This is a genomic window from Chitinophaga rupis, assembly GCF_900109685.1.
GTDB lineage: Bacteria > Bacteroidota > Bacteroidia > Chitinophagales > Chitinophagaceae > Chitinophaga > Chitinophaga rupis.
In genome coordinates this window covers 1,234,407-1,255,923 of record NZ_FOBB01000002.1, presented here as the reverse complement: position 1 = coordinate 1,255,923, position 21,517 = coordinate 1,234,407, and the positions used below count along the sequence as shown (strand labels likewise).

The window sequence follows — 21,517 nt, the reverse complement described above, 5'->3', positions numbered from 1 at the left end:
GGCCTATGCATGTAAAATCTGTTTTACGTGCATAGGCCATCGTCTATGTACCATCGACCACGGACAGCGAAGCTACACCAGCGTAGCCAAAAACTGCCTTACCTCATGAAAGTTGCGCAGGTAGTACCGCGCAGCAGATACCTGGCTGCCTACTTTAATGGAAATGGTATCTTCCGGCAGGGCTTTGAAAATATCCTCGTCGGTATGATCATCGCCAATAGCCATTACAAAATCATAGTGGCGATCCTGCAGCCAGTTAATGGCAGCACGGCCTTTATTGATCTCAACATTCTTTACCTCAATTACTTTATCGCCGGGCAATACCTGCAGTCCTTTATCATTGGTATAATAACGTAAAGTATTGGTCAGCTCATTGGCGCGCAGCTCCCCCAAACCTTCTTCCACCTTACGGTAATGCCACACCAGCGAATAGCTTTTTTCTTCAATAAAAGCACCGGGCGTACGGTCTGTATAAGTGTCCAGGGTTGAGTAGATATCCTGTTTCCACTGGTCTGTTAACCCCGGGATCTTTTTCCAGCGTGCGCCCTGCTTTTTGGTCCAGGCGCCATGTTCAGCGATGAGATCCATATTCATATTGCCCAGCCACTCTGATAAGGTTTCGTGTTTGCGGCCGCTGATCATGATCACCTCATTACGCGGATCGGCAGTTAATTGCTGTAATAGCTTATACAGCTCCTGGTCCGGTGAAGCCAGGTCTATGTTCACATTAAACCCTACCAGGGTCCCGTCATAATCTAAAAATATAGCGCGTTTTTCGGCTTTCTGGTATTGCTGCTGTACCTGATGCTGCATATCGGGGCTCAGGCGGCGTGCCAGCATGGATTGCTGGATCTGTTTTACTTCCTGTAAGCGTGTCATAAAAAGTTTTACCCAGTGTGCAATATTAAATTTGGCTACTACCTGCCGCATTTGTTTCATACGGCGGTATTGTTCCGGTTTGGGCATTACCAGCGCTTCTTCTATAGCCCGGGTAATAGCGCCTATGTTATTGGGATTTACGATCAGCGAATCAATTAATTCGCGGGATGCGCCGGCCATTTCACTTAAGATCAAAACGCCATCATTATTAGTACGGCTGGCCACGTATTCCTTACTTACCAGGTTCATGCCATCCCGCATGGGCGTTACCAGGCCAACGTCGGCAAAGTGGTATAAAGCAGATAATGTTTCAATGGGAAAAGAGCGGTAAAAATAATGCACCGGATGCCAGTTAATAGTGCGGAAACGTGCATTAATGCCGCCTACCAGCTTATCTATTTCATCGCGCAGGTATATATATTGCGGCACATTATCCCGCGAGGGCACTACGATCATATACAGCACTATTTTTTCTGTATACTCGGGGTGCAGCTGCAGGAACAGCTCATAGGCCTGCAGGCGTTGCAGAATGCCTTTGCTGTAATCCAGCCTGTCAATAGACAGGATCATTTTTATATCATTGAAATTATCTTTTAGCTGTTTCAGCTGGTCCTTCACATCCGGATTATTCACCATAGATCCGTACCGTTCATAATCAATGCCCATGGGAAAAGGTTCTGCAATTACTGCACGGTCATTCACCATTAATACGTTGGACGATGCGTTGATTGGCAGCAAACGGGTTACGGCGTTAATGAAATGACGGCTGTCATCAAAAGTATGAAAGCCTAGCAGATCTGCGCCCAGCATGCCATCCAGCAATTCTGCACGCCAGGGCAGCAGGCGGAAGAGCTCAAAGGACGGGAATGGAATGTGCAGGAAAAAACCGATGGAAATATCCGGCAGCGCAGCGCGTATCATGCCGGGTAATAATAACAGCTGATAATCATGGATCCAGATAATGTCGCCCGGTTCTGCGGTTTCCAGTATCACATCCCGGAACTTTTCATTTACACGATAATAACAATCCCAGTAAGACTGCTCATAACGCGCATAGGTGGACATGTAGTGGAACACCGGCCATAAGGTTTCATTGGAAAATCCTTCGTAATAATTATTGATCTCATCCTGTGTTAAATATACCGGCTTCAGATTCATGGTAGCCAGCTCGCGCTGAATACGATCCTGGTCTTTCTGTTCTGTTACTTCCAGTCCGGGCCAGCCGATCCATACATTATGTCCGTCCCTGTAAATGGACCCCAAACCGGTAGCCAACCCTCCCTCGCTGGGAGCCAATACATACTCTCCATCTTTTTCTGTTGTTCTTACGGGCAATCTGTTTGATACAATAATGGTCTTACTCATAGTACGTTAAATGTCGTTTGTCTAACAAAATCTGTTCCTTGCTAAAAAATATTTATACCTGCAGGAATCACCTGCCGGTAATTATGCGTTTGCATTAAATTTTTTTGTTCAAACCTCCCAACCGGCTGCTATGATTGGCGTTTCCCTGGACTCAGGCGGATAACGGATTATAATGATATGTACGTAAGCAGCACGCAGCGGCCCGCAAAATAGTAATAATTTAAAATATAGTCGTATCCGTTAGTTATGATCATTCATCATATTCCTTTCATTAATAATGGGTTTGCGTAGAGAACGCTGCATTTTCAGCTGAGCATGAGGACAATGTCCCCAGTTTTTGCCGGGGCTGCTTACTTGTATGTTAGCGAGTGGATTTATGCTGGTACCTTTTTTGTGGGAAATATTAGATCAAAATTAATATAAGATGGAAAAACGGAAACTGGGCAGGTCTGAGCTCACAGTGGCGCCACTGGCATTTGGCGGTAATGTATTTGGGTGGACTGTTGATGAACCTAATTCTTTTAAATTGCTGGACGCCTTTACCGGCGCAGGTTTTAACCTGATAGATACGGCAGATGTATATTCCAAATGGGTAAGCGGTAACAAAGGCGGTGAATCGGAAACCATTATTGGTAACTGGTTAAAACAAAGTGGTAAACGGGAGCAGGTGATCATAGCTACTAAAGTAGGCGGTGAAATGGGGCCGCAGCAGAAAGGCACCTCCAAAGCATATATTACCAAAGCAGTGGAAGATTCCCTGCGCCGTTTGCAAACAGATTATATAGACCTGTACCAAACACATTTTGATGAAGAAACCACACCGGTAGAAGAAACGCTGGCTACCTATGCAGAGCTGATAAAAGCCGGCAAAGTGCGTGTGATAGGCACTTCCAATATGAGCCCGGAAAGGCTCACCTTATCCCTGCATAACAGCGAAGATTATGGTTACCCGCGTTATGAAACCTTACAGCCGGAGTATAACCTGTACGACCGTCAGAAATTTGAAACTTCGTATATGCCTATTTGCGAGGAACATGGTTTAAGCGTACTACCTTACTACGCGCTGGCCAGCGGTTTCCTGAGTGGTAAATACCGTTCCAAGGCAGATATTTCCAAAAGCCCGCGCGGGCAAAAAGCATTGAGCTATCTGAATGATCGCGGAATGAAGATCCTGGCTGCTTTGGATGAAGTAGCCGCACGTTATAAAACCAATCCTGCCAGCGTGGCTATTGCCTGGCTGGCGCAACGCCCGGGCATTGCAGCGCCTATTGCCAGCGCCACCAGCGTAGCGCAGCTGGAGGAGCTGCTACAGGCTTCTAAACTGGGATTAGACCAGGCAGCGATGAGCCAGCTCAATGAGGCAAGCGCCTTCTAATTAATAATGAATAATTAAGAATTAATAATCGTGGTGCAGCTATATCGCAGTACGGATAGCTGCAAAATGAAGAGGAATGATGCTCTACAACGCCATTCCTTTTTATTTACTTATAACTTCAGAGAAAAACCGTTTACCTGAAGTAACATTCTCCTATATTATTAATTAAAAAAGGGGTAACATTTGTTCCGGTATAACCGTTCCAATAGGGATATTTCATCTTAGCCCATCATCATCATTTGGTACTATGAAACATTTCTATTCTCTTTTTTTCATTGCCCTTTTATTTATGGCTTGTTCCAAGGACAAGTTTGACCCTTCGGACCCGAAGAACGGACAGGAAGTGGAAGTATTCCTGGATCATTATACAACAGGTGGCGATTCCAGGATATTTCTGAATACAGACAAAAAGGAATTGGTTTATACCTATGTTAATAATTTTCCGGAGCGGGAAATGGGATATATGTACGTCATTAAAGCAATAGTGGTTAAGCCCAAAGAGCCGCTGCAGGATGGCCCTTCTTACTGGCTCGAGTATAAAAAAACCATCCACCGGGACAAATACCAGGGCCTGGATACCTTTGCGCTACCATTATTTGGTGCTGCGGGCCCTTTTTCATATTTCTGCCTGAGAAAGGAAGCGGACAAATATTACTACAACAGCTACCCACTTACCCCCTTTAATGACCAGGTGAAAGCTGACTTTGAGACAGCGCTTGAACAAGGTCCGCCCCTGCTGAACACCGCATCTCCAGGCAGATCAACCATGACCCTTCGTGTACAACATGACCCCAATAACTACAGCAAAGGGTACCGCGTATATAAAGTCACCTTTTAATTAAGAATGAATAATGAATAATTAAGAATTAATAATAGCGGAGAATGTTGGTGCAAGAAAATGCAGCTTCTCTGAAGATAATAAAAAAGAGGAATGGTGCCATAGAACATCATTCCTCTTTTTTGCAATTATCCGTACTGCGATATAACTCCCCAACGATTATTAATTATTCATTCTTAATTATTATTAAACAATTAGTCCATCGTAATAATTGTTTTGCCGGTGGCGTGTCCGGCGCGGCTTTGCGCAATGGCTGCGGGCACTTCCTGCAGGGTGATGGTATGCCCCACAGGTACCTGTAGCTTACCGTCATCAATTAATTGGGTAAGCTGATCCAGCGAGGTAAGGTTGCCTTTTACTTCAAAATTACCGCCACGTAAGTTCCGCTCTTTCAGCAAAGCATCATCTGCCACAAAAGCAGTGGTAAGAGCCACGCCGCCGTTCTTTACCAGCGCTGTGTTTGCAGCAAAGGCATCTTTTTTACTCATCAGGTCTATCAGGCCATCAATACCATCCGGGTAAGTTTGTTTTACCTGTTCGGCAATGGAGCCCGTTTTATAATTAACTGTGGTAACAGCGCCCAGCTGCTGTATACGTTGTGCGGCATCATCATCACTTACAGTGGCAATTACCTGTATACCCTGCAGGGCAGCCAGCTGCGTGGCAAAAGAGCCCACACCGCCAGTAGCGCCTACTATTAATAATGTTTGTCCTTTTTTTAATCCGGCATGCTCCAGCGCCTGCAATGCGGTCATACCGGCATTAGGCACAGCAGCAGCTGTGGTAAGGTTTATAGACTTCGGCGCTGCGCTGATAGCATTGTTCTCCGGCACAATTGCGTACTCCGCGTATGCTCCTTCACCAATAGGGCTGTGAATGAATTGCCCGTACACCTTATCCCCTTCCTTAAAACGGGTAACGCCCTCTCCTACGGCAACTACAGTACCTGCGCCTTCTACGCCCATGATCAGCGGGAACTGGTGCGGCATGTGTCCATCCATTATACCATCCACCATTTTCCAGTCAAAGGGGTTCATACCGGCAGCGGCTACACGTATTAATATCATGCCCGCGCGTACTGCAGGCTGGGGTAATTCCATAACCTGTAGTGTATCGCGGAATTTTGAAACAGCAACTGCTTTCATACAATTAAAATTTTTGAGTGACTAAAGATAGTTACTTTTATACTATGCAGATAGCGCCGCCTGCTATATTAACATCACTGGTAAAACATTTCCTGGTATTGGAAAATGATAGTCCTGCCCAGCAGCACCACCGTCTTTCGCCGGACGGGCATGCGGGCATGGTGTTCTATTACAAAGCGCGGTTCTCTGCTTTTTCCAATACCGGGCCGGTACATCCGCGCAGTTTTGTATACGGACAGATCAGCCAGTTCCACGACCTGGCTTCGGGTGGCGCCATTGGTATGCTGGTAGTGGTGTTGCAGCCTTATGCCCTGCAAACATTAACAGGTATACTGGCGCATACTTTTACCGATCAGCTCATTAGCCTGCCGGATATTTTTGGCGCTGCCGGCAGCCAGCTGGAAGAAAAAATAGTGCTGGCTGAAAATGATCAGCAGCGTTTACAGCTCATTCAACATTTTCTTATTCATAAATTACAGCAGCACCCCGCGGCCGGCCGGCTGTTAACCGCTGCTATGGCACATATACAACAACAGCATGGCCTGATGCAGGTGGGGCAGCTCATCCAAACCCTGCACATTTCTGAAAGGCAATTGGAACGGCAGTTCCGCGCGCATGTAGGGTTAACTCCCAAACAATTCCTGCGCACCATGCGCTTTCAGTATTTATTGAAATGCATACAGCAAACACCGGAGGCCTCTCTTACCCAACTGGCTTATGAAACCGGTTATTATGACCAGGCGCATTTTATACATGAATTTAAGCAGCTGGCAGGCATTACCCCTACCCAGTATCTTACCCAAACCCGTTTGCTGGCCATTAATTTTATGCAGCTGCCGGCTTAATGTCGGGTTTTTACAATTTCACTTCCAGGGGCCGTACTACCTTGCCAGGGTAAATAACTGCACATGTTACCTTTAAAAATTGCTACTGCACAATTTGAGCACCGCAGCGGGGATAAATCCTATAACCTGCAGATCATTCGCCAGCTGGCCTTACAGGCCGCACAGGCAGGCGCGCAGGTGATTGCTTTCCATGAATGTTCCGTTACCGGCTACACCTTTGCCCGACATTTATCAAAAGAGCAAATGCTGGAGCTGGCGGAGCACATTCCGGATGGCCCCAGCATACAAGCCTTAACAACTATTGCCGCGGAAACCGGCATTACTATACTGGCCGGTTTGTTTGAAAAAGATGTTAGCGGCGGCTTGTACAAAGCCTATGTATGTGTGGATAAGAACGGGCTGGTAGCCAAGTACCGGAAGCTGCACCCCTTCATTAATCCGCATCTTACACCGGGCGATCAATACGTAGTGTTTGATCTCTTTGGCTGGAAGTGCGGTATCCTGATCTGTTACGATAATAACATTATTGAAAATGTACGTGCCACTACCCTGCTGGGTGCGGATATTATTTTTATGCCGCATGTTACCATGTGCACCCCCTCTACCCGGCCAGGGGCGGGCTTTGTGGATCCGCAGCTCTGGTATAACCGCGTGGCTGATCCTACCTCATTGCGGCTGGAATTTGATGGTATGAAAGGGCGCAGCTGGTTAATGAAATGGCTGCCTGCACGCGCTTATGATAACGGCATTTACGTAGTGTTCTCTAACCCTATCGGGATGGATGATGATCAGCTGAAGAATGGCTGTTCTATGATCTTAGATCCGTTTGGAGATGTAATTGCAGAATGCCGTGCGCTGGATAATGATATAAGTATTGCTACCTGCACAGTGGAGAAATTACAGCAATCCGGCGGATACCGCTACCGGCAGGCCCGCAGGCCGGAGCTGTATGCAGCCATCATAGGGCAGGCGCATATTGCCGAACAGAAAGTGGTATGGATGTAATTCAGGGCCGTAATAGCTTATAAACACCTACTATTAAAAAAAGAGAGCCCAGCATAAGAATGGCTAATGGCAGGTATAATGCAATGCCTTCGGGTTTAATGATAAAATCTTTTGGATCGCGTGGGCTATAAACCACCTTTATTGTTTGTCCTTTTTTTAAGGAAACAGGAAATGTGCTGCTGTAGTAGGGTTCCGTGATCCATACGTTATTGAGGGTCAGGAAGCGTATAACCGGATGTTGTGTTATAGCCTGATCTGTGCTGCCGTTAACAATATCAAAAACAACTCCCTGCACCTGGATCCCTTTATTCATAACCTTTCTGGCCTTTTTGGTAAGCACCAGGAAAAGGATCACCAAAACGGCTCCAATTATTAGAAATACATTCCTCTTCAGTTCAGGCATCTTTTACTATTTAATGGTTGAGCTTTCGCCTTTATGTACGGCCATGCGCTGCGCTCTATAAATACCACTATGCCCGCTGAAATAATACGCGGTAAAACAGGCCACGGCAAAGTATAATACATGGGAGGTGCCAAACAGCTCCACCCCCATTAAGGTACAGGCAATGGGCGTGTTGGTGGCGCCGGCAAATACAGCAATGAAGCCCATACCGGCAAACAGGTCTACCGGCGCGCCTAACAATATAGCCAGGGTGTTACCTAATGTAGCGCCTATAAAGAACAGGGGCGTCACCTCTCCCCCTTTAAAACCCATGCCTAAGGTAATTGCGGTGAACAGCAGTTTCCATAACCAGCTCCAGGTAGTGGCGCCGCCTGCATGAAATGCATTTAAAATACTTACGCCGGATGGATACTGGCTGCTAACGCCCAGCCCCAGGTAATCGCGGGTACCCAGCACCCAGCTGAATGCAATGATGATCACACCGCCTGCAGCCGGTATAAGCCAGGCCGGTTGTATGTAACGCTGCGCATATTGTTTGATCAGGTGCATGCTGTTGGCAAACAGGTAGCTGGCCATGCCAAAAGCCACACCGGCCAGCACCACTTTAGCTAACAGCCAGAGGTCCATGTGCAGGAAGGGCAAAAAAGGTGTGCTGTTATGCGGTACAAAATCAATATGGTAATGCGTATGATGAATACCCCAGGCGGAACAGACAATATCTGCAAATATGGCGGCTATCAGGCAGGGCACCAGCGCATCATACCGGATGGTGCCTATGGCCAGCACTTCCAGCGCAAACACCGCACCGGTAAGCGGGGTACCGAATACCGCTCCAAAACCGGCGGCAATACCTGCCATGAGTAAAATACGTATATCCTTTTCAGTGAGGCGCATGCGGCGGCCCAGCAGGTGCGCCATGCTGCCGCCTATTTGTACGGCAGTACCTTCCCGCCCGGCAGAGCCGCCAAACAGGTGTGTGATAACGGTAGTGAGCAGCACCAGGGGCGCCATACGGGCAGGTATACCGCCGCCCGGCTGGTGTATTTCCTCCATAATGAGGTTGTTACCTGCTTCCGAATTTTTACCCAGCTTTTTATACAGGAAGTAAATGCCAATACCAGCCAAGGGCAGCAGGTATAATAACCACGGTTGCTGCCAGCGCAGCCGGGTAGCCTCCTCCAGCAACCATAGGAATAACGCCACCAGCGAGCCTACGACTAAGGCTAGGGGAATTGCCAGTAAAGTCCAGCGGATCAAGTGTTTAGCGATAGAGAATTGCTCGAAAGAAGTTTTGATTTTCTGATACATAATCCTACAAATAGTTTCACAAGTAAGCGACGGGTTGGTTTAAAGCATTTTCCTATCCGGTAAATTGTTGTGCGGCTACTGCTCTTACGCAGTACTTCACGCATCGCTTCCCAGCAAACCTCATCTTTGTTTTATTTGTAGGCGCCATCAGTCCTGAGCGGACGGTTCTTGTGCAGGAAGACACCATTTCCTGGCGTGAAAATAATATTTAATTGTGATTATTCAAAAACGCTTAACGCGAAATACTTTATACCCTTCATCATCACCTACGCTGCAATTTAGCGTTAAGCATTCACCACTACCATCCCATAAACACCATGCCTATGCCGCAAATGGTAACGGTAGCGCCGCCAATGGCGTGGATATAACGTTCCAGCTTATCTGTTTTCAGGAAAGAATAACCGTAATACCCCAGCATTACCATCACCACCATGGTTATAAGGGTAAATACCGTAAAGGTTACGATCAGCAGCACAATGCCCAGTGTTGACTTTTGTGCAGCGGGATAAGTAAGTAATGGGATCAGCGGCTCGCAGGGCCCCAGCGCAAAAATGATGAATATGATCCAGGGGGTTACTTTGGTACGCTGCTGCGGATACACCGGCCCTTCCCCGTGCTTATGCTCATACACATACACAGAGCCGTCCTCGTACATATCAAAATGTTTATGCGGCTTATTCAGGTAAGCGCGGCGCAGGCCCCATACCAGGTAGGCCAGGCCAAAGAACAGCAGCGCCCAGCCGGCAATGCCGCCCCGCACGCCTTCCAGCCAGCTGATCTTAGAGATCTCCCATCCCAGGAACACGCCCAGCAGGCCTAATAACACGGAGCTGCCCACATGCCCTATGCCGCATATAATAGTCCAGAACACTGTTTTAGCCGGCGACCATTTCCGCGATTGCGATAGCGCAATGAACGGCACATAATGATCCGGGCCGGTAACAGTATGTATACAGCTGATGGTAATGGCAGTGAGTATTAATGCGCTGAGCTCTGTAGTCATATTTAATCATAGTTTATATTGCGCTTCCACAATTTCTTCCTTCCATAACAGGTCTTCTATTTTCCGCAGGCAGTTGAACAGCTGTTCTGCGCCATGCCCCAGCACACGCAGCACCAGGGCGGGGCCGGCGGTTTGTGACACGCCGTAGGCGATGTCTTTTTCCGGCGACAGTATTTCCAGCAAACGGTCGGCTACCGGCGCAGCACCGGTGCGGGTATCTGCATAGATCAGCGTAGCCTGATGGGTATACCCTTCCATTTGCCCGGGCGCCATTACGTTTATACGTTCAGGTTGTATCAGCAGGTTATCTTTTAACACCAGCTTGCCCCGGTAAAACAGCTCCGTTACATTGTGAAACTGTTTAAACTGAAAGGCTTCCCCGTTCAGCTTACGGCCGCAGGTCAGGATCTCGCCCCAAACCAGGCGGCAATTTTCTGCCAGCTCAATGCGGTTATATCCTTCAAAGCTGGCATCCTTATGCGGCACTATGGGGTGCGGCACATAGCTGAATGTAGCGCCTTCCTGCACCTGCACATTCATATGCTGTTTAGCGCCCTGCTGCATGCTGTACAAACGCTGGTAGGCCTGCGTTTGCAGCTGCAGGCGTGTGTGCTTGCTAACGGTAACCGATATACGGTAATCGTCTCCATCCAGCATGCCCGGCGATGCGGTCATCAGCATCAGGCACAGGGCCTTATCGGCCCGGTACGCGCCAATATCCGCCAGCTTAAAGGGACGGGTATAGTATCCTTCCTGCAGGAATGTAATGCCGGTGCGGTAACCGGTTACTATGCGCAGCTCACTGATCATCTTTGCAGGGCCGGTTCAGCCACTTCTTCCAGCAGCGCATATTTTTTAATCCAGCTGATCACTGCATCCAGGCCGGTGCCTTTCATGAGGTCAGTGAATACAAAAGGCTGGCCTTTGCGCATCAGGCGGGCATCGCGCTCCATTACTTCCAGGCTGGCGCCCACGTAAGGGGCCAGGTCTATTTTATTGATCACCAGCAGGTCGGAGCGGGTAATACCCGGGCCGCCTTTGCGGGGGATCTTATCCCCTTCTGCTACGTCAATCACAAAAATGGTAACATCTGCCAGGTCGGGGCTGAAAGTGGCGGAGAGGTTATCGCCCCCGCTTTCAATAAAGATCAGCTGTATGCCAGGAAAACGTGCGGCCATTTCATCCACTGCTTCCAGGTTCATGCTGGCATCTTCGCGGATGGCAGTATGCGGGCAGCCACCGGTTTCCACGCCTATAATACGCTCCGCAGGCAGTAAGCTGTTCTTAGTTAAAAACTCTGCATCCTCTTTGGTATAAATATCATTGGTAATTACACCCAGGTCATATTGGTGCAGCATATTGCGCGACAGCCTTTCAATGAGGGCGGTCTTACCCGATCCTACCGGGCCTGCAATGCCTATTTTCACGTATGTTCTGCTCATATTTCTACGACATATATAATCTTGAATATAATCTTTCATGCTGCATACAGCGGATGTCAAAACCCGGGTTACAGCAGCCCAGCCATTTACGGTCGGGCGTTAGCGTAGCGGTGGCCAGCTCCTGCATCAGCGGCTGCAGGCGGTGCAAAATATCCTGCCCGTCCAGCTGCCCCAGAGGTACCAGTTTTACGCTGTTGGTAACCAAACCCGCTACGGCATTATAATAAAACGCCTGCAAGGTATCCGGCTTAGGGATCTGTAACAGGCAGGCATATACGCCAAATACCAGGCAGTAATGCCCGGTGGCAGTGCCCTGCTGCATAGCCTGTTCATACTGCTGCATAAACGGAAAGGCCTGCTGCCGGCTAAAGATCTTTATTAAACGAACACCCAGCTTCTGGCTGGCCTGCCGTATTTCACGGGGCAGCTTTAAGGCAGTGCATTCTTCATCCAGCTGTAATAATGCGTTAAAGTCCTGCTGCATGGCTGCGTCATAAGCCAGGCTGGCAAAGGCAGCATCGTTATACCGCAGGTTATATTGCAGCATGCTGCGGATATACTCCTCAGCAGTAGCTGCATTACACACCAAACCCTCCTGCACATAGGTTTCCAGCCCATTGGAATGAGTGTAGCCGCCTATTGGCAGCGTTGGATCGGAAAGGTGGAGGAGTGAGAGAAGGTTCAATTACGAATTATTTAATTACGAATTACGAATTTAATGCAGCGAAGCATGAGTTAATTACGAATTATCAATTACAATAAATAATGTCTATCAACAAAACACAACCCATTCGTAATTCGTAATTAAATAATTCGTAATTCTCACTTCGTGAGGTTCATAATCTTCTGAAACAACGTCTCCCCGCTCCCACCATGGCTATGCGGTGTTACGTTGGAGCGCAGCATGTTGGTTAGCTTGCGGGTAGCCTTTAGCGGCTTGTAACCGGCGCTTTCCAGCCAGCGGTACAGCGGCTCCTCCATGGGTATCAGCACTTCATTATCCTGGATAAAAACGGGCAAGTGTTTGTTGCCGATCTCGTAACAAATGGTACCCATTTCCAGCATGGAGGCCGGTGTTACTACTATTACCTTACAAGGCAGTATATCCACTACTACAGCGGTGGTATCGTCCATCCAAACCACATCACCCTGCTGCAGGCGCTGGCCCTGTTTTAACAGGCGCAGAGCTATCTCACGGCCGCTTACGGTTTGCCGGCGCTGTATACGGCGGGTGGTTTCGTACCACTGCAGCTGTAGCAGGTCCGTTTGGCGGGAGCCGATTGATAAGGTGCCTATATTGCCGATTACGTCTTCGATGATCATATACACGGTATGTGCGCCACACCTCAAAGCTGTGGCACACGTTTACATTTAAAACAGGAAATATCGTTGCGCCAAAGCCAGCTCCTTCAAAGGTTCGCAGGTGATCTTCACCCCATCAACCTTTACTTCATATGTTTCCGGGTTTACGGTTATATCCGGCGTTTGATCATTATGGATCAGGTCTTTTTTTGAAATGCTGCGGCAGCCGCTTACTGCCAGTAAAGGTTTTTGCAAACCATATTCCTGCGCAATGTTCTTCTGCAAAGAAATTTTAGATACAAATGTTACGCTGGTATGCAGCAGCGCCTTGCCGTGTGCGCCAAACATATGCCGGTAAATAACCGGTTGCGGCGTGGGAATAGATGCATTGGGATCACCCATTCTGCTGGCAGCTATCATACCGCCTTTGATGATCATTTCCGGCTTGGCGCCGAACAGCGCAGGCCTCCACAACACCAGGTCGGCCAGCTTGCCGGGTTCTATGGAGCCTACATGCTCCGCAATACCATGTGCAATGGCCGGGTTAATGGTGTATTTGGCTACGTAACGTTTTACGCGGAAGTTATCGTTTTCTGTTCCACCATCTTCCGGTAAAGCGCCACGTTGCTTTTTCATTTTATCAGCGGTTTGCCAGGTGCGGATAACTACTTCGCCTACACGCCCCATGGCCTGGGAGTCAGAGCTCATGATGCTGAACACACCCATATCATGCAGAATGTCTTCTGCAGCAATGGTTTCCGGCCGTATGCGGGAATCGGCAAAAGCCACATCTTCCGGTACCCGTTTATCCAGGTGATGGCAAACCATCAGCATATCCAGGTGCTCATCAATCGTATTTACCGTGTAAGGCCGGGTAGGATTGGTTGATGCCGGTAACACATTCGGGAAAGAGGCTGCCCGGATAATATCCGGCGCATGCCCGCCCCCGGCTCCTTCTGTATGGAAGGTGTGGATCACGCGGCCGTTAATAGCATTCATGGTATCTTCCAGGAAGCCGGCTTCATTCAGCGTATCGGTATGTATGGCTATCTGCACATCCAGCTTATCCGCTACTTTCAGGGAAGCATCTATTACCGCGGGTGTAGCGCCCCAGTCTTCATGGATCTTTAGTCCCAAAGCGCCTGCTTCCACCTGTTCTTCCAAAGGAGCGGTGGTAGCGCAGTTGCCCTTGCCAAAAAATCCCAGGTTCATGGGATAAGCTTCTGCGGCCTGCAGCATGCGTTGTATATTCCATTTACCCGGTGTAACCGTAGTGGCGCTGGTACCGTCAGCAGGGCCGGTGCCGCCGCCGATCATAGTAGTAATACCGCTGAACAGCGCATGATCTACTAGCTGCGGGCAAATAAAATGTATATGCGTATCAATACCGCCTGCGGTGGCAATCAGGTTGCTGCCGTTATGCACTTCGGTGGAGGCGCCAATGATCATGTTGGGCGTTACCCCATCCATGGTATCGGGGTTACCTGCCTGGCCAATCCCCACAATGCGGCCGTCCTTAATGCCAATATCTGCTTTTACAATGCCCCAGTGGTCAATGATGATCACGTTGGTGATCACAAAATCCAGCACCCCTTCTGCACGCAGGGCAGTGGCGGATTGCGCCATACCGTCGCGGATGCTTTTGCCGCCGCCGAACTTCCCCTCATCGCCATGCTGCAGGTAATCTTTTTCTATTTCTATGATCAGGTCTGTATCTGCCAAACGCACGCGGTCGCCGGTGGTAGGCCCGTACATGCTAACGTATTTGTGCTTGTCTATATTCAGGCTCACGGCAATTGGTTTTTAAAGTGTTGTTGTTGCGCTTTTTCCAGGGCTTGTTGTTTCACGGCAGCATCGGTGGTAATACCCTGTGCCAGGTTATTGATGCCGATTACCCGTTTGGCTCCGCCCAGCTCTACCAGCTCTACCTCTTTTACTTCGCCGGGCTCAAAACGTACGGCATTGCCGGAGGGTACATTTAACCGCATGCCAAAAGCAGCCTGCCGGTCAAAGGCCATTTGCCGGTTCACCTCAAAAAAATGACAGTGGGAGCCTATCTGTACCGGGCGGTCGCCGGTGTTCACCACTCTTAATATTATGGTGCGGCGTCCCTTGTTGGCAATAATGTTCTCTTTTTTCAGGAAATATTCTCCGGGGATCATGGTTGGTTTTGTTTAGATGGTTAAAAGGCCGGTATACTAGCGGATGGGATGGTGCACCGTTACCAGCTTGGTGCCATCCGGGAAAGTAGCTTCGATCTGGATCTCATGGATCATTTCGGGAATGCCCTCCATTACATCCGCACGGGTAAGGATGGTGGCCCCAAACTGCATGAGGTCCGCCACGCTGCGGCCATCACGGGCAGCTTCCTGCAGGCGGCTGCTGATGAGGGCAATGGCTTCCGGATAATTGAGCTTTAATCCCCTGGCCTTACGCTTTTCTGCCAGCTCGCCGGCTACGTGCAGCAGCAGCTTCTCCGTTTCTCTTGCTGTTAAATGCATAAACAGATCTTAGTTTAGAAACAGAAAAGTACAATATTTTTTTTTGAGTTGGTAACCCAGGTTTACCAATACTGGGTAAAGAAATAACCCTTACATGCTATTTAGCATTAGCCGCGAACGTTTATATTGCGAAACAGAAACCTACAACATAAATAAAGAAACCTACAACGTAAACAAGAGGACAATACAGAATGTCTACAAAATAACATTCCATATTTGTTCAGCATATACACTATGAAGTTACATTGCCTGGCAGTAGCGGCATGTTTATGTGTAAGCGCCCTCCGGGGACAGGCGCAATCACTAACCGCAAGGCCCGATACTGCACAACCTACAACTGTTCATTATCATTTTTCGCAGCTTAAGCTCAACCCGGATGTTTCCTATCATGCGCCCCGGCTCAGAATGTCGGTTGCCGCTGGTATGGTGGCTTATGGATTTGCTGCATTGACCGCGCATCCGCTGAAAGAGCTTAACCGCAGCACCAAGGCTGAGATCCAGGAGCATGCGGATTATACCACTACCATAGATAATCACCTGCAATGGGCACCTGCATTGGCAGTATATACGCTGAATGCTGTTGGCATTAAGGGCGCGCATAATTTCCGGGACCGCTCTATCATCTACGGTATTTCCTGCGCTATTATGGCCGGCAGCACCCGTTTTTTGAAAAAGGCTACTCGTGAGCAAAGGCCGGATGGCAGCAACTACCTGTCGTTTCCCAGCGGGCATACCGCTACTGCTTTTGCCGCCGCAGAATTTATGCGCATGGAGTATAAGGATGTGAGCCCATGGTATGGCTTTGCCGGTTATGCTGCTGCGGCCACTACCGGTGCGCTGCGCATGTATAATAACCGGCACTGGTTCAGCGATGTAGTGGCCGGCGCAGGCATTGGCATCCTGAGCACACAGGCGGCCTATGTGCTGTACCCGCATGTGAACCGCCTCCTGCACCCGCATGCTACGCGCAACCGCATGCTGATGCTGCCCTACTATGATCCTACCTGGCGTAGTACCGGCCTTTCACTGGTAGTTGCAAGGAACTAACTGTTAGTGGGAAAAGTTATCTTTACGCAGTGAATTGAAAACAATGCGTAAAAAGGCAAGGCCCATTCCTGTAAATCCTATGGCTGACGAATTCGGGGCAGGTATAACCATTGGAAAAGTATCGGTGAAGGATCTGCACACTTTTGAGGAAGCAGAACTACGCACTTTCGGAGTAGCAAAACAATCACACCGGGACGACTATCATTTATTCTTCTTCCAGGAAGAGGGAACCATTTCCATTGAGATCGATTTTCAAAAGCACCAAATAAAACCATCGTCTGTTATCTATATTCACCCCAGCCAGGTACACCGGATAATAGCTTTTGAAAATGTAACCGTCAGCTTCTGGACCATTAATAATGAAAACCTGCATCCTGAATATCTTAAGCTGCTGGAAGACATTGCACCTGCAAAACCTTTATCATTAAAGAAAGAAACGTTTTTCCTTATCTCCGAAACCGTATCCTTATGCCTGAAGTTCTCGGAAAGAAAACAGGAAAAACTATATCATTCTTTACTGAAAGACAGCTGCAATACACTGGTAGCATTGGTGGCCTCACAATATTTAGGACAAGCCAGATCAACGAATAAATTTTCCCGGCATGAGATTATCGCCAAAGCCTTCAGATCAGCATTGGAAGATGATTTTATGATTGTTAAACGCCCGGCAGCGTATGCTAAAAAGCTGAACATCTCTACTCCTTACCTGAACGAATGTGTCAGGAACATAACAGGCCATCCAGTTTCACATCATATACAACAGCGCATTATTTTAGAAGCAAAACGCCTGCTCTATTATTCCGGCAGATCTGTAAAAGAGATTGCATATGAATTGGGATATGATGATCACGCTTATTTTTCACGGCTGTTCACCAAAGTTGCAGGAATGACCCCATTGACCTTCCGGAATAAAAACGCTGATTAGTCCAATACTTACTTTGTATTGTTATTGCTCCCCTCCGCTATACGATGTTGCTTTGCACGAACAAGAAACACGTATAAAAAATGGGATCATTAACAGTAATAAATGTGCTCGTTTCGGGTGCAAGCATCGCAGGGCTCAGTACTGCCTACTGGCTTACAAAACACGGTTTCAGGGTTACCGTTGTTGAACGTGCACCACATATACGCCCCGGAGGGCAGGCGCTAGATGTACGGGGTCCTGCTTTAGAAGTGGCTGCACGGATGGGCATATTAGAAGCTATCCGTAACAACAGTACAAAGCTGAAAGGGATGTCCGTAGTGGATGCTTCATCAGGAAAGGAGATGTTTAGCAACACCGGGCGTACTATGACCGGTGGTAAACTGGATAGCCCTGATGTTGAAATATTGCGTGACGATCTATGCCATGTTCTTTTTCAGGCGGTTGGCGATCAGGTAACATATATTTTTAATGATACAATCGTATCACTCGATCAGGATGGAACAGGTGTTGATGTAACGTTTGTTAATGCAGCCCCTCAACGTTTTGACCTTGTTATTGGTGCAGACGGATTACGTTCAAATGTGCGAAGAATTGTCTTTGGCGCTGATGAGCAGTTCATGCGTTACCTTGGCCACTATGTTGCAACATTCACAATGCCGAATTTCCTGGACCTGGACCATTGGGAAGTATTTTTTCAACACGAAGGTGTTCCTGTTGCAGCCTGCATAGTGAAGGAAAAAGATAGCGAAGCAAGGACGTATCTGGGATTCAGCACCGATCAGCCATTGGACTACGACTACAGGGATGTTACTGCGCAGAAGCAGCTGCTCGCCGGACGGGTTCCTGATGTTGGAACGGAGATCCGGAAAATAAAGGAATATATGCTGGACTCGCCTGACTTTTACTTTGATTCTATGAATCAAATTATTATGGATAGCTGGTCTAAAGAGCGGGTTGTGCTGGTTGGAGATGCAGGCTACAGCGTATCTCCTGCAACCGGGCAGGGAACCACGATCGCAATGGTGGGCGCTTATTTCCTGGCGGGAGAATTAGCCGCTCATAGGCATGATCTGCGGACAGGGCTAAATAGTTATGAAAATGAATTACGGGAATACGTCAGCAACAATCAAAAACTTGCGTATGATTCAGGCGCTGAAGAACAACCAACATTTGGCAGTTTTACAGACCAGGATAGTGTACCGGACTTCGGACTGGCAGTGATACCCATTACGCTCAAAAACTATCGCTCCCCTGAGCTCCCTCCCTATTAATTATTAATTCTTCATTATTAATTTTTCATTAAGCCTGCGCCACCGCTGGCATTTCTACTCCCTACCCAATAAGTTTGCGGTCCTATAGTCTTACACCTAAAAAGTAACTGTTATGGATCGTCGTTCCCTTATAAAAGGCCTTGGACTGGGCGCTGTATTAGGCGGCCTGCCCGGCGCCGGTTTATTACGTGCTGCTGCTGCCGCCCCTTCCAAGGCTGCCCGCAAACGCGTATTACGTTTTGCCCACCTTACAGATGTGCACCTGGAACCTGAAATGAATGCCCCTAAAGGCTTAGCGGCCTGCTTACACCACATACAATCACAAAAGGAACAGCCTTCTTTTATTATGAATACAGGCGACTGTATCATGGATGCGCTGAAACAGCCTAAGGACCGCGTGGAAACACAATGGAACCTGTGGCACGGATTAATGAAAAGCGATAACAGCCTGCCCATTGAATACTGCATTGGCAACCACGATTGCTGGGGCGCGGGGCAAACCAGCGATGCGCTGTATGGTAAAAAATATGCGCTGGAAATGATGCACCTGCCAAAGCCGTACCGCAGCTTTGATAAAGCCGGCTGGCATTTCATTGTGCTGGACAGCATTCAAACCCTGCCGGATGGTACCTGGTATACCTGCTTCCTGGATGAAGAACAGTATGCCTGGCTTCAGCAGGACCTGGAAGCCAATACCACTAAGCCCATCATCATCTTCTCGCACGTACCTATTGTATCTGCTGCTGCCGTAGTAACAGATAATAAATTCAAGCCCGGGCAGGGTTATGTGCTGGGGCAAGGCACTATGCATGCCGATGCACCGCGCCTGATAGAGCTGTTTGATAAACATCCGAACGTGAAAGTATGCATGAGCGGGCACATACACCTGTATGAGCAAATACAGTATAACAATGTAACCTACATCAGCAACGGCGCCTGCAGCGGCAACTGGTGGAAAGGCGTGCGTTCCCACACAGAGAATGGTTATGCCATGGTGAATTTATATGACGACGGTACTTTTGATAATGAATACATCCCGTACGGATGGAAAGTATAAGTTAAAAGTAAAAAAGTAAAAATTAAAAGGAATGCCGCGAAGTCTGATCTCGGACCTTATTCGCGGCATTCTATTAATTATTAATTATTCATTCTTAATTAAAACCCTATAGCCATTACCGTTATTACTGTACCCTTACAGATGATACTTTATCATTTGCATTACCACTAAGTGTGGTAAAGTCAGGCGTATCCGCCGTTAACGTCCAGGAAGGGCCGGAGAAATTATCATCCCCATACATAATAACTGTGCGGCCGGCAGGCACACGTACAGAAGAGGCCCAGTCATTAGGCACGCCCAGGGCGGCTAACTGTGCTAATGTGTAATTACCTGCAGGCAGCGCCTGGCCCGCAGCGCCGCCATAATTACTATCCTGGTAAAAAGTTACGCCACTGCCGCCACTATTTCCCACAACAAAAGGCGTAGGCACAGTGGTAGTGTACGGTATTAACCCTTTCAGCATTTTACCGCCATCATTTACCAGGCGCAAATAAAAATCAGAAGATACATGCACCCCATCAGCATCCAGCGTAAGGAAATACTTGCCGGCCGGGATCATAGAGGCATCTTCCGCTACTTTAAAAATGGAGGTAGCTTCATTCAGCTCGTCAAACATGGCAATGTACACACTTTGCACGCCTGCATTGCGGAAGGTGGCAAACTGTGCCCAAAGGAAGTTGCCATGATTACGTGGAAACTGGTTTTTAGGTGATGCGCTGCCATTGGTGTTGTAAAACGCAGTACCGGGATAAGCGCAGGGCTGGTAATCCATATTATTTGCGTTACAGAAATCACGGTCGCCGGTTACCCATGCATTGTAGTTACCATCCACCGCACGGCCTACGGCCCAGCCGGAGATCATATTAAAGGCCTTGTATGCATCCGTAAATCCAGCTTTGGAATCGCCGGTGCCGGTACGCCACTGGCCGGGTACGGAACCAATCACATAACAGCCCTGCGCTTTAAAGAAATTAATAAGGTCCAGCGCTTCTGCTACGCTGGATGGGTGGCTGGCATATCCCAACCCATATACAGATACTACCGGCTTGCCATTCTGGTGCGCATACGCAGGCGATGACAGCAGGTTGAGCGTACCGGCAATGGTGTTGGTCCAGTCGGTTTTTACGGCTGCAAGGTTGCCCCAGCCGGACACATCGTACATAATGTAAAACTTACGGCCGTAGGTTTCCGAAGCATTCCTTACACGGGTAGCCATACCATCGCGCTGGGCTTTAATGGTGCTGCCGGGCGTAATTTCATTGGCAAAACGTTGCAGCGCGGCACAGTCGATCCCGTTCTCCTGCATCCAGCGGAAATGCACATTCACGGTTGACTGATCGTAGGAAGAGAACATTCTTGCAGGCTGCCCGTTGCCCAGGTTACCGGTATAACCGGGCTGCGCTACCCCGCCCTGTGAAAAAGGTGTGCCTGAATAAGTACTGGTGTATTCCCGGGTATCGGGCCACATTTCAAGATTGGTATGGCCCCAGCTGTTCACCGGCGAACCATCGCCGGCAGCAGAGAACCAGCCCTGGTAGCCCACAGTGACCTTGCCTACCACATCCCCTACCGGCGATGCTGCCTGTGCGCTTTGTTTTGCTGTTTTAATATTGTCTGCAGGCGTTTTTTCCAGCGCATTTTTAACGCAGCCGGATACCAGGATCATAAATAACAGCAGACCTGAATGTTGTAAGGTTTTCATTTTTTCTAAAGATTAAGGTTAAGTAATTGATGCGTGGAATTTTTAGTTGGGTTACGAATAAAGCATGGCTATAGGATAGTGCTAATGTAGAGAAATTTCAGGTA

The 21,517-nt window shown here is 48.4% G+C and carries 21 protein-coding genes and 1 riboswitch; of the genes, 8 read left to right on the top strand and 13 right to left on the bottom strand.

The window, feature by feature from the left end; translation table 11 throughout:
- Window positions 1–72: 72 nt before the first annotated feature.
- Entirely contained in the window at window positions 73–2,244 is a 2,172-nt protein-coding gene (locus BMZ54_RS11990) for a bifunctional alpha,alpha-trehalose-phosphate synthase (UDP-forming)/trehalose-phosphatase (protein WP_089911145.1), read from the bottom strand.
- A 424-nt stretch (window positions 2,245–2,668) separates the two neighbouring features.
- On the opposite strand from BMZ54_RS11990, the gene BMZ54_RS11985 reads away from it, so the two are divergent.
- Complete coding sequence (locus BMZ54_RS11985) at window positions 2,669–3,619, top strand: aldo/keto reductase (protein ID WP_089911141.1); 951 nt, start codon at window positions 2,669–2,671, stop codon at window positions 3,617–3,619.
- Between the two features lie 289 nt (window positions 3,620–3,908).
- Window positions 3,909–4,457 (top strand): hypothetical protein, encoded by a 549-nt coding sequence (locus BMZ54_RS11980; protein WP_143080982.1) that lies wholly within the window; start codon window positions 3,909–3,911, stop codon window positions 4,455–4,457.
- 194 nt (window positions 4,458–4,651) lie between these two features.
- Here BMZ54_RS11980 and BMZ54_RS11975 read toward each other — a convergent pair whose 3' ends face one another.
- On the bottom strand, window positions 4,652–5,602 hold the full coding sequence (locus BMZ54_RS11975; protein WP_089911135.1) for an NADP-dependent oxidoreductase: 951 nt from the start codon (window positions 5,600–5,602) through the stop codon (window positions 4,652–4,654).
- A gap of 17 nt (window positions 5,603–5,619) precedes the next feature.
- Here BMZ54_RS11975 and BMZ54_RS11970 point away from each other — a divergent pair, with 17 nt between their 5' ends.
- A complete protein-coding gene (locus BMZ54_RS11970) occupies window positions 5,620–6,447 on the top strand; it encodes an AraC family transcriptional regulator (RefSeq protein ID WP_143080981.1) in 828 nt (275 codons plus the stop codon).
- 63 nt (window positions 6,448–6,510) lie between these two features.
- Entirely contained in the window at window positions 6,511–7,452 is a 942-nt protein-coding gene (locus BMZ54_RS11965) for a nitrilase family protein (RefSeq protein WP_089911130.1), read from the top strand.
- A 1-nt stretch (window position 7,453) separates the two neighbouring features.
- Here the strand turns inward: BMZ54_RS11965 and BMZ54_RS11960 are convergent, their stop codons facing one another.
- The 10 genes from BMZ54_RS11960 to ureA form a co-directional block, all read right to left on the bottom strand.
- A complete protein-coding gene (locus BMZ54_RS11960; protein WP_089911128.1) occupies window positions 7,454–7,855 on the bottom strand; it encodes a DUF3592 domain-containing protein in 402 nt (133 codons plus the stop codon).
- A gap of 6 nt (window positions 7,856–7,861) precedes the next feature.
- Window positions 7,862–9,163, bottom strand: coding sequence for a voltage-gated chloride channel family protein (locus BMZ54_RS11955; protein WP_089911126.1), 1,302 nt, complete (start codon window positions 9,161–9,163; stop codon window positions 7,862–7,864).
- Between the two features lie 131 nt (window positions 9,164–9,294).
- Window positions 9,295–9,363: riboswitch (Fluoride riboswitch) on the bottom strand.
- A gap of 98 nt (window positions 9,364–9,461) precedes the next feature.
- Window positions 9,462–10,166, bottom strand: coding sequence for an urease accessory protein UreH domain-containing protein (locus BMZ54_RS11950; protein ID WP_089911125.1), 705 nt, complete (start codon window positions 10,164–10,166; stop codon window positions 9,462–9,464).
- A gap of 6 nt (window positions 10,167–10,172) precedes the next feature.
- Window positions 10,173–10,976: an urease accessory protein UreD gene (locus tag BMZ54_RS11945; RefSeq protein ID WP_089911124.1), complete on the bottom strand. Its 804-nt coding sequence runs from the start codon at window positions 10,974–10,976 to the stop codon at window positions 10,173–10,175.
- A complete protein-coding gene (gene ureG, locus BMZ54_RS11940; RefSeq protein WP_162277523.1) occupies window positions 10,973–11,608 on the bottom strand; it encodes an urease accessory protein UreG in 636 nt (211 codons plus the stop codon). Before ureG ends, BMZ54_RS11945 begins: the two co-directional genes overlap by 4 nt.
- A 4-nt stretch (window positions 11,609–11,612) precedes the next feature.
- Complete coding sequence (locus tag BMZ54_RS11935; RefSeq protein WP_089911119.1) at window positions 11,613–12,293, bottom strand: urease accessory protein UreF; 681 nt, start codon at window positions 12,291–12,293, stop codon at window positions 11,613–11,615.
- 137 nt (window positions 12,294–12,430) lie between these two features.
- The gene (ureE, locus tag BMZ54_RS11930) at window positions 12,431–12,931 is read right to left on the bottom strand and encodes an urease accessory protein UreE (RefSeq protein ID WP_089911948.1); all 501 of its coding nucleotides are present in this window, start codon (window positions 12,929–12,931) and stop codon (window positions 12,431–12,433) included.
- Between the two features lie 48 nt (window positions 12,932–12,979).
- Window positions 12,980–14,701, bottom strand: coding sequence for an urease subunit alpha (ureC, locus tag BMZ54_RS11925; RefSeq protein ID WP_089911117.1), 1,722 nt, complete (start codon window positions 14,699–14,701; stop codon window positions 12,980–12,982).
- Window positions 14,698–15,072, bottom strand: coding sequence for an urease subunit beta (gene ureB, locus BMZ54_RS11920; protein WP_089911115.1), 375 nt, complete (start codon window positions 15,070–15,072; stop codon window positions 14,698–14,700). The genes ureC and ureB overlap by 4 nt, the downstream gene beginning before the upstream one ends.
- A gap of 36 nt (window positions 15,073–15,108) precedes the next feature.
- A complete protein-coding gene (gene ureA / locus BMZ54_RS11915) occupies window positions 15,109–15,411 on the bottom strand; it encodes an urease subunit gamma (RefSeq protein ID WP_089911112.1) in 303 nt (100 codons plus the stop codon).
- Window positions 15,412–15,645: 234 nt separating this feature from the next.
- Here ureA and BMZ54_RS11910 point away from each other — a divergent pair, with 234 nt between their 5' ends.
- The 4 genes from BMZ54_RS11910 to BMZ54_RS11895 all read left to right on the top strand — a co-directional run bounded on the left by BMZ54_RS11910 (window position 15,646) and on the right by BMZ54_RS11895 (window position 19,711).
- Entirely contained in the window at window positions 15,646–16,458 is an 813-nt protein-coding gene (locus BMZ54_RS11910) for a phosphatase PAP2 family protein (RefSeq protein WP_238386559.1), read from the top strand.
- 79 nt (window positions 16,459–16,537) lie between these two features.
- Entirely contained in the window at window positions 16,538–17,383 is an 846-nt protein-coding gene (locus BMZ54_RS11905; RefSeq protein WP_238386558.1) for an AraC family transcriptional regulator, read from the top strand.
- An 80-nt stretch (window positions 17,384–17,463) separates the two neighbouring features.
- Complete coding sequence (locus tag BMZ54_RS11900) at window positions 17,464–18,654, top strand: FAD-dependent monooxygenase (RefSeq protein ID WP_089911102.1); 1,191 nt, start codon at window positions 17,464–17,466, stop codon at window positions 18,652–18,654.
- 112 nt (window positions 18,655–18,766) lie between these two features.
- Window positions 18,767–19,711: a metallophosphoesterase family protein gene (locus tag BMZ54_RS11895; RefSeq protein WP_089911099.1), complete on the top strand. Its 945-nt coding sequence runs from the start codon at window positions 18,767–18,769 to the stop codon at window positions 19,709–19,711.
- Window positions 19,712–19,835: 124 nt separating this feature from the next.
- Here BMZ54_RS11895 and BMZ54_RS11890 read toward each other — a convergent pair whose 3' ends face one another.
- Window positions 19,836–21,413: a hypothetical protein gene (locus BMZ54_RS11890; protein WP_089911097.1), complete on the bottom strand. Its 1,578-nt coding sequence runs from the start codon at window positions 21,411–21,413 to the stop codon at window positions 19,836–19,838.
- Between the last annotated feature and the right edge of the window lie 104 nt (window positions 21,414–21,517).

Excerpts from the sequence above, each read along its gene's own strand:
- BMZ54_RS11990 (WP_089911145.1), bottom strand. The coding sequence starts at position 2,244 with ATGAGTAAGACCATTATTGTATCAAACAGATTGCCCGTAAGAACAACA.
- BMZ54_RS11985 (WP_089911141.1), top strand. The coding sequence starts at position 2,669 with ATGGAAAAACGGAAACTGGGCAGGTCTGAGCTCACAGTGGCGCCACTG.
- BMZ54_RS11980 (WP_143080982.1), top strand. The coding sequence starts at position 3,909 with ATGGCTTGTTCCAAGGACAAGTTTGACCCTTCGGACCCGAAGAACGGA.
- BMZ54_RS11975 (WP_089911135.1), bottom strand. The coding sequence starts at position 5,602 with ATGAAAGCAGTTGCTGTTTCAAAATTCCGCGATACACTACAGGTTATG.
- BMZ54_RS11965 (WP_089911130.1), top strand. The coding sequence starts at position 6,511 with ATGTTACCTTTAAAAATTGCTACTGCACAATTTGAGCACCGCAGCGGG.
- BMZ54_RS11960 (WP_089911128.1), bottom strand. The coding sequence starts at position 7,855 with ATGCCTGAACTGAAGAGGAATGTATTTCTAATAATTGGAGCCGTTTTG.
- BMZ54_RS11955 (WP_089911126.1), bottom strand. The coding sequence starts at position 9,163 with ATGTATCAGAAAATCAAAACTTCTTTCGAGCAATTCTCTATCGCTAAA.
- BMZ54_RS11950 (WP_089911125.1), bottom strand. The coding sequence starts at position 10,166 with ATGACTACAGAGCTCAGCGCATTAATACTCACTGCCATTACCATCAGC.
- BMZ54_RS11945 (WP_089911124.1), bottom strand. The coding sequence starts at position 10,976 with ATGATCAGTGAGCTGCGCATAGTAACCGGTTACCGCACCGGCATTACA.
- ureG (WP_162277523.1), bottom strand. The coding sequence starts at position 11,608 with ATGAGCAGAACATACGTGAAAATAGGCATTGCAGGCCCGGTAGGATCG.
- ureE (WP_089911948.1), bottom strand. The coding sequence starts at position 12,931 with ATGATCATCGAAGACGTAATCGGCAATATAGGCACCTTATCAATCGGC.
- ureB (WP_089911115.1), bottom strand. The coding sequence starts at position 15,072 with ATGATCCCCGGAGAATATTTCCTGAAAAAAGAGAACATTATTGCCAAC.
- ureA (WP_089911112.1), bottom strand. The coding sequence starts at position 15,411 with ATGCATTTAACAGCAAGAGAAACGGAGAAGCTGCTGCTGCACGTAGCC.
- BMZ54_RS11910 (WP_238386559.1), top strand. The coding sequence starts at position 15,646 with ATGAAGTTACATTGCCTGGCAGTAGCGGCATGTTTATGTGTAAGCGCC.
- BMZ54_RS11905 (WP_238386558.1), top strand. The coding sequence starts at position 16,538 with ATGGCTGACGAATTCGGGGCAGGTATAACCATTGGAAAAGTATCGGTG.
- BMZ54_RS11900 (WP_089911102.1), top strand. The coding sequence starts at position 17,464 with ATGGGATCATTAACAGTAATAAATGTGCTCGTTTCGGGTGCAAGCATC.
- BMZ54_RS11895 (WP_089911099.1), top strand. The coding sequence starts at position 18,767 with ATGGATCGTCGTTCCCTTATAAAAGGCCTTGGACTGGGCGCTGTATTA.
- BMZ54_RS11890 (WP_089911097.1), bottom strand. The coding sequence starts at position 21,413 with ATGAAAACCTTACAACATTCAGGTCTGCTGTTATTTATGATCCTGGTA.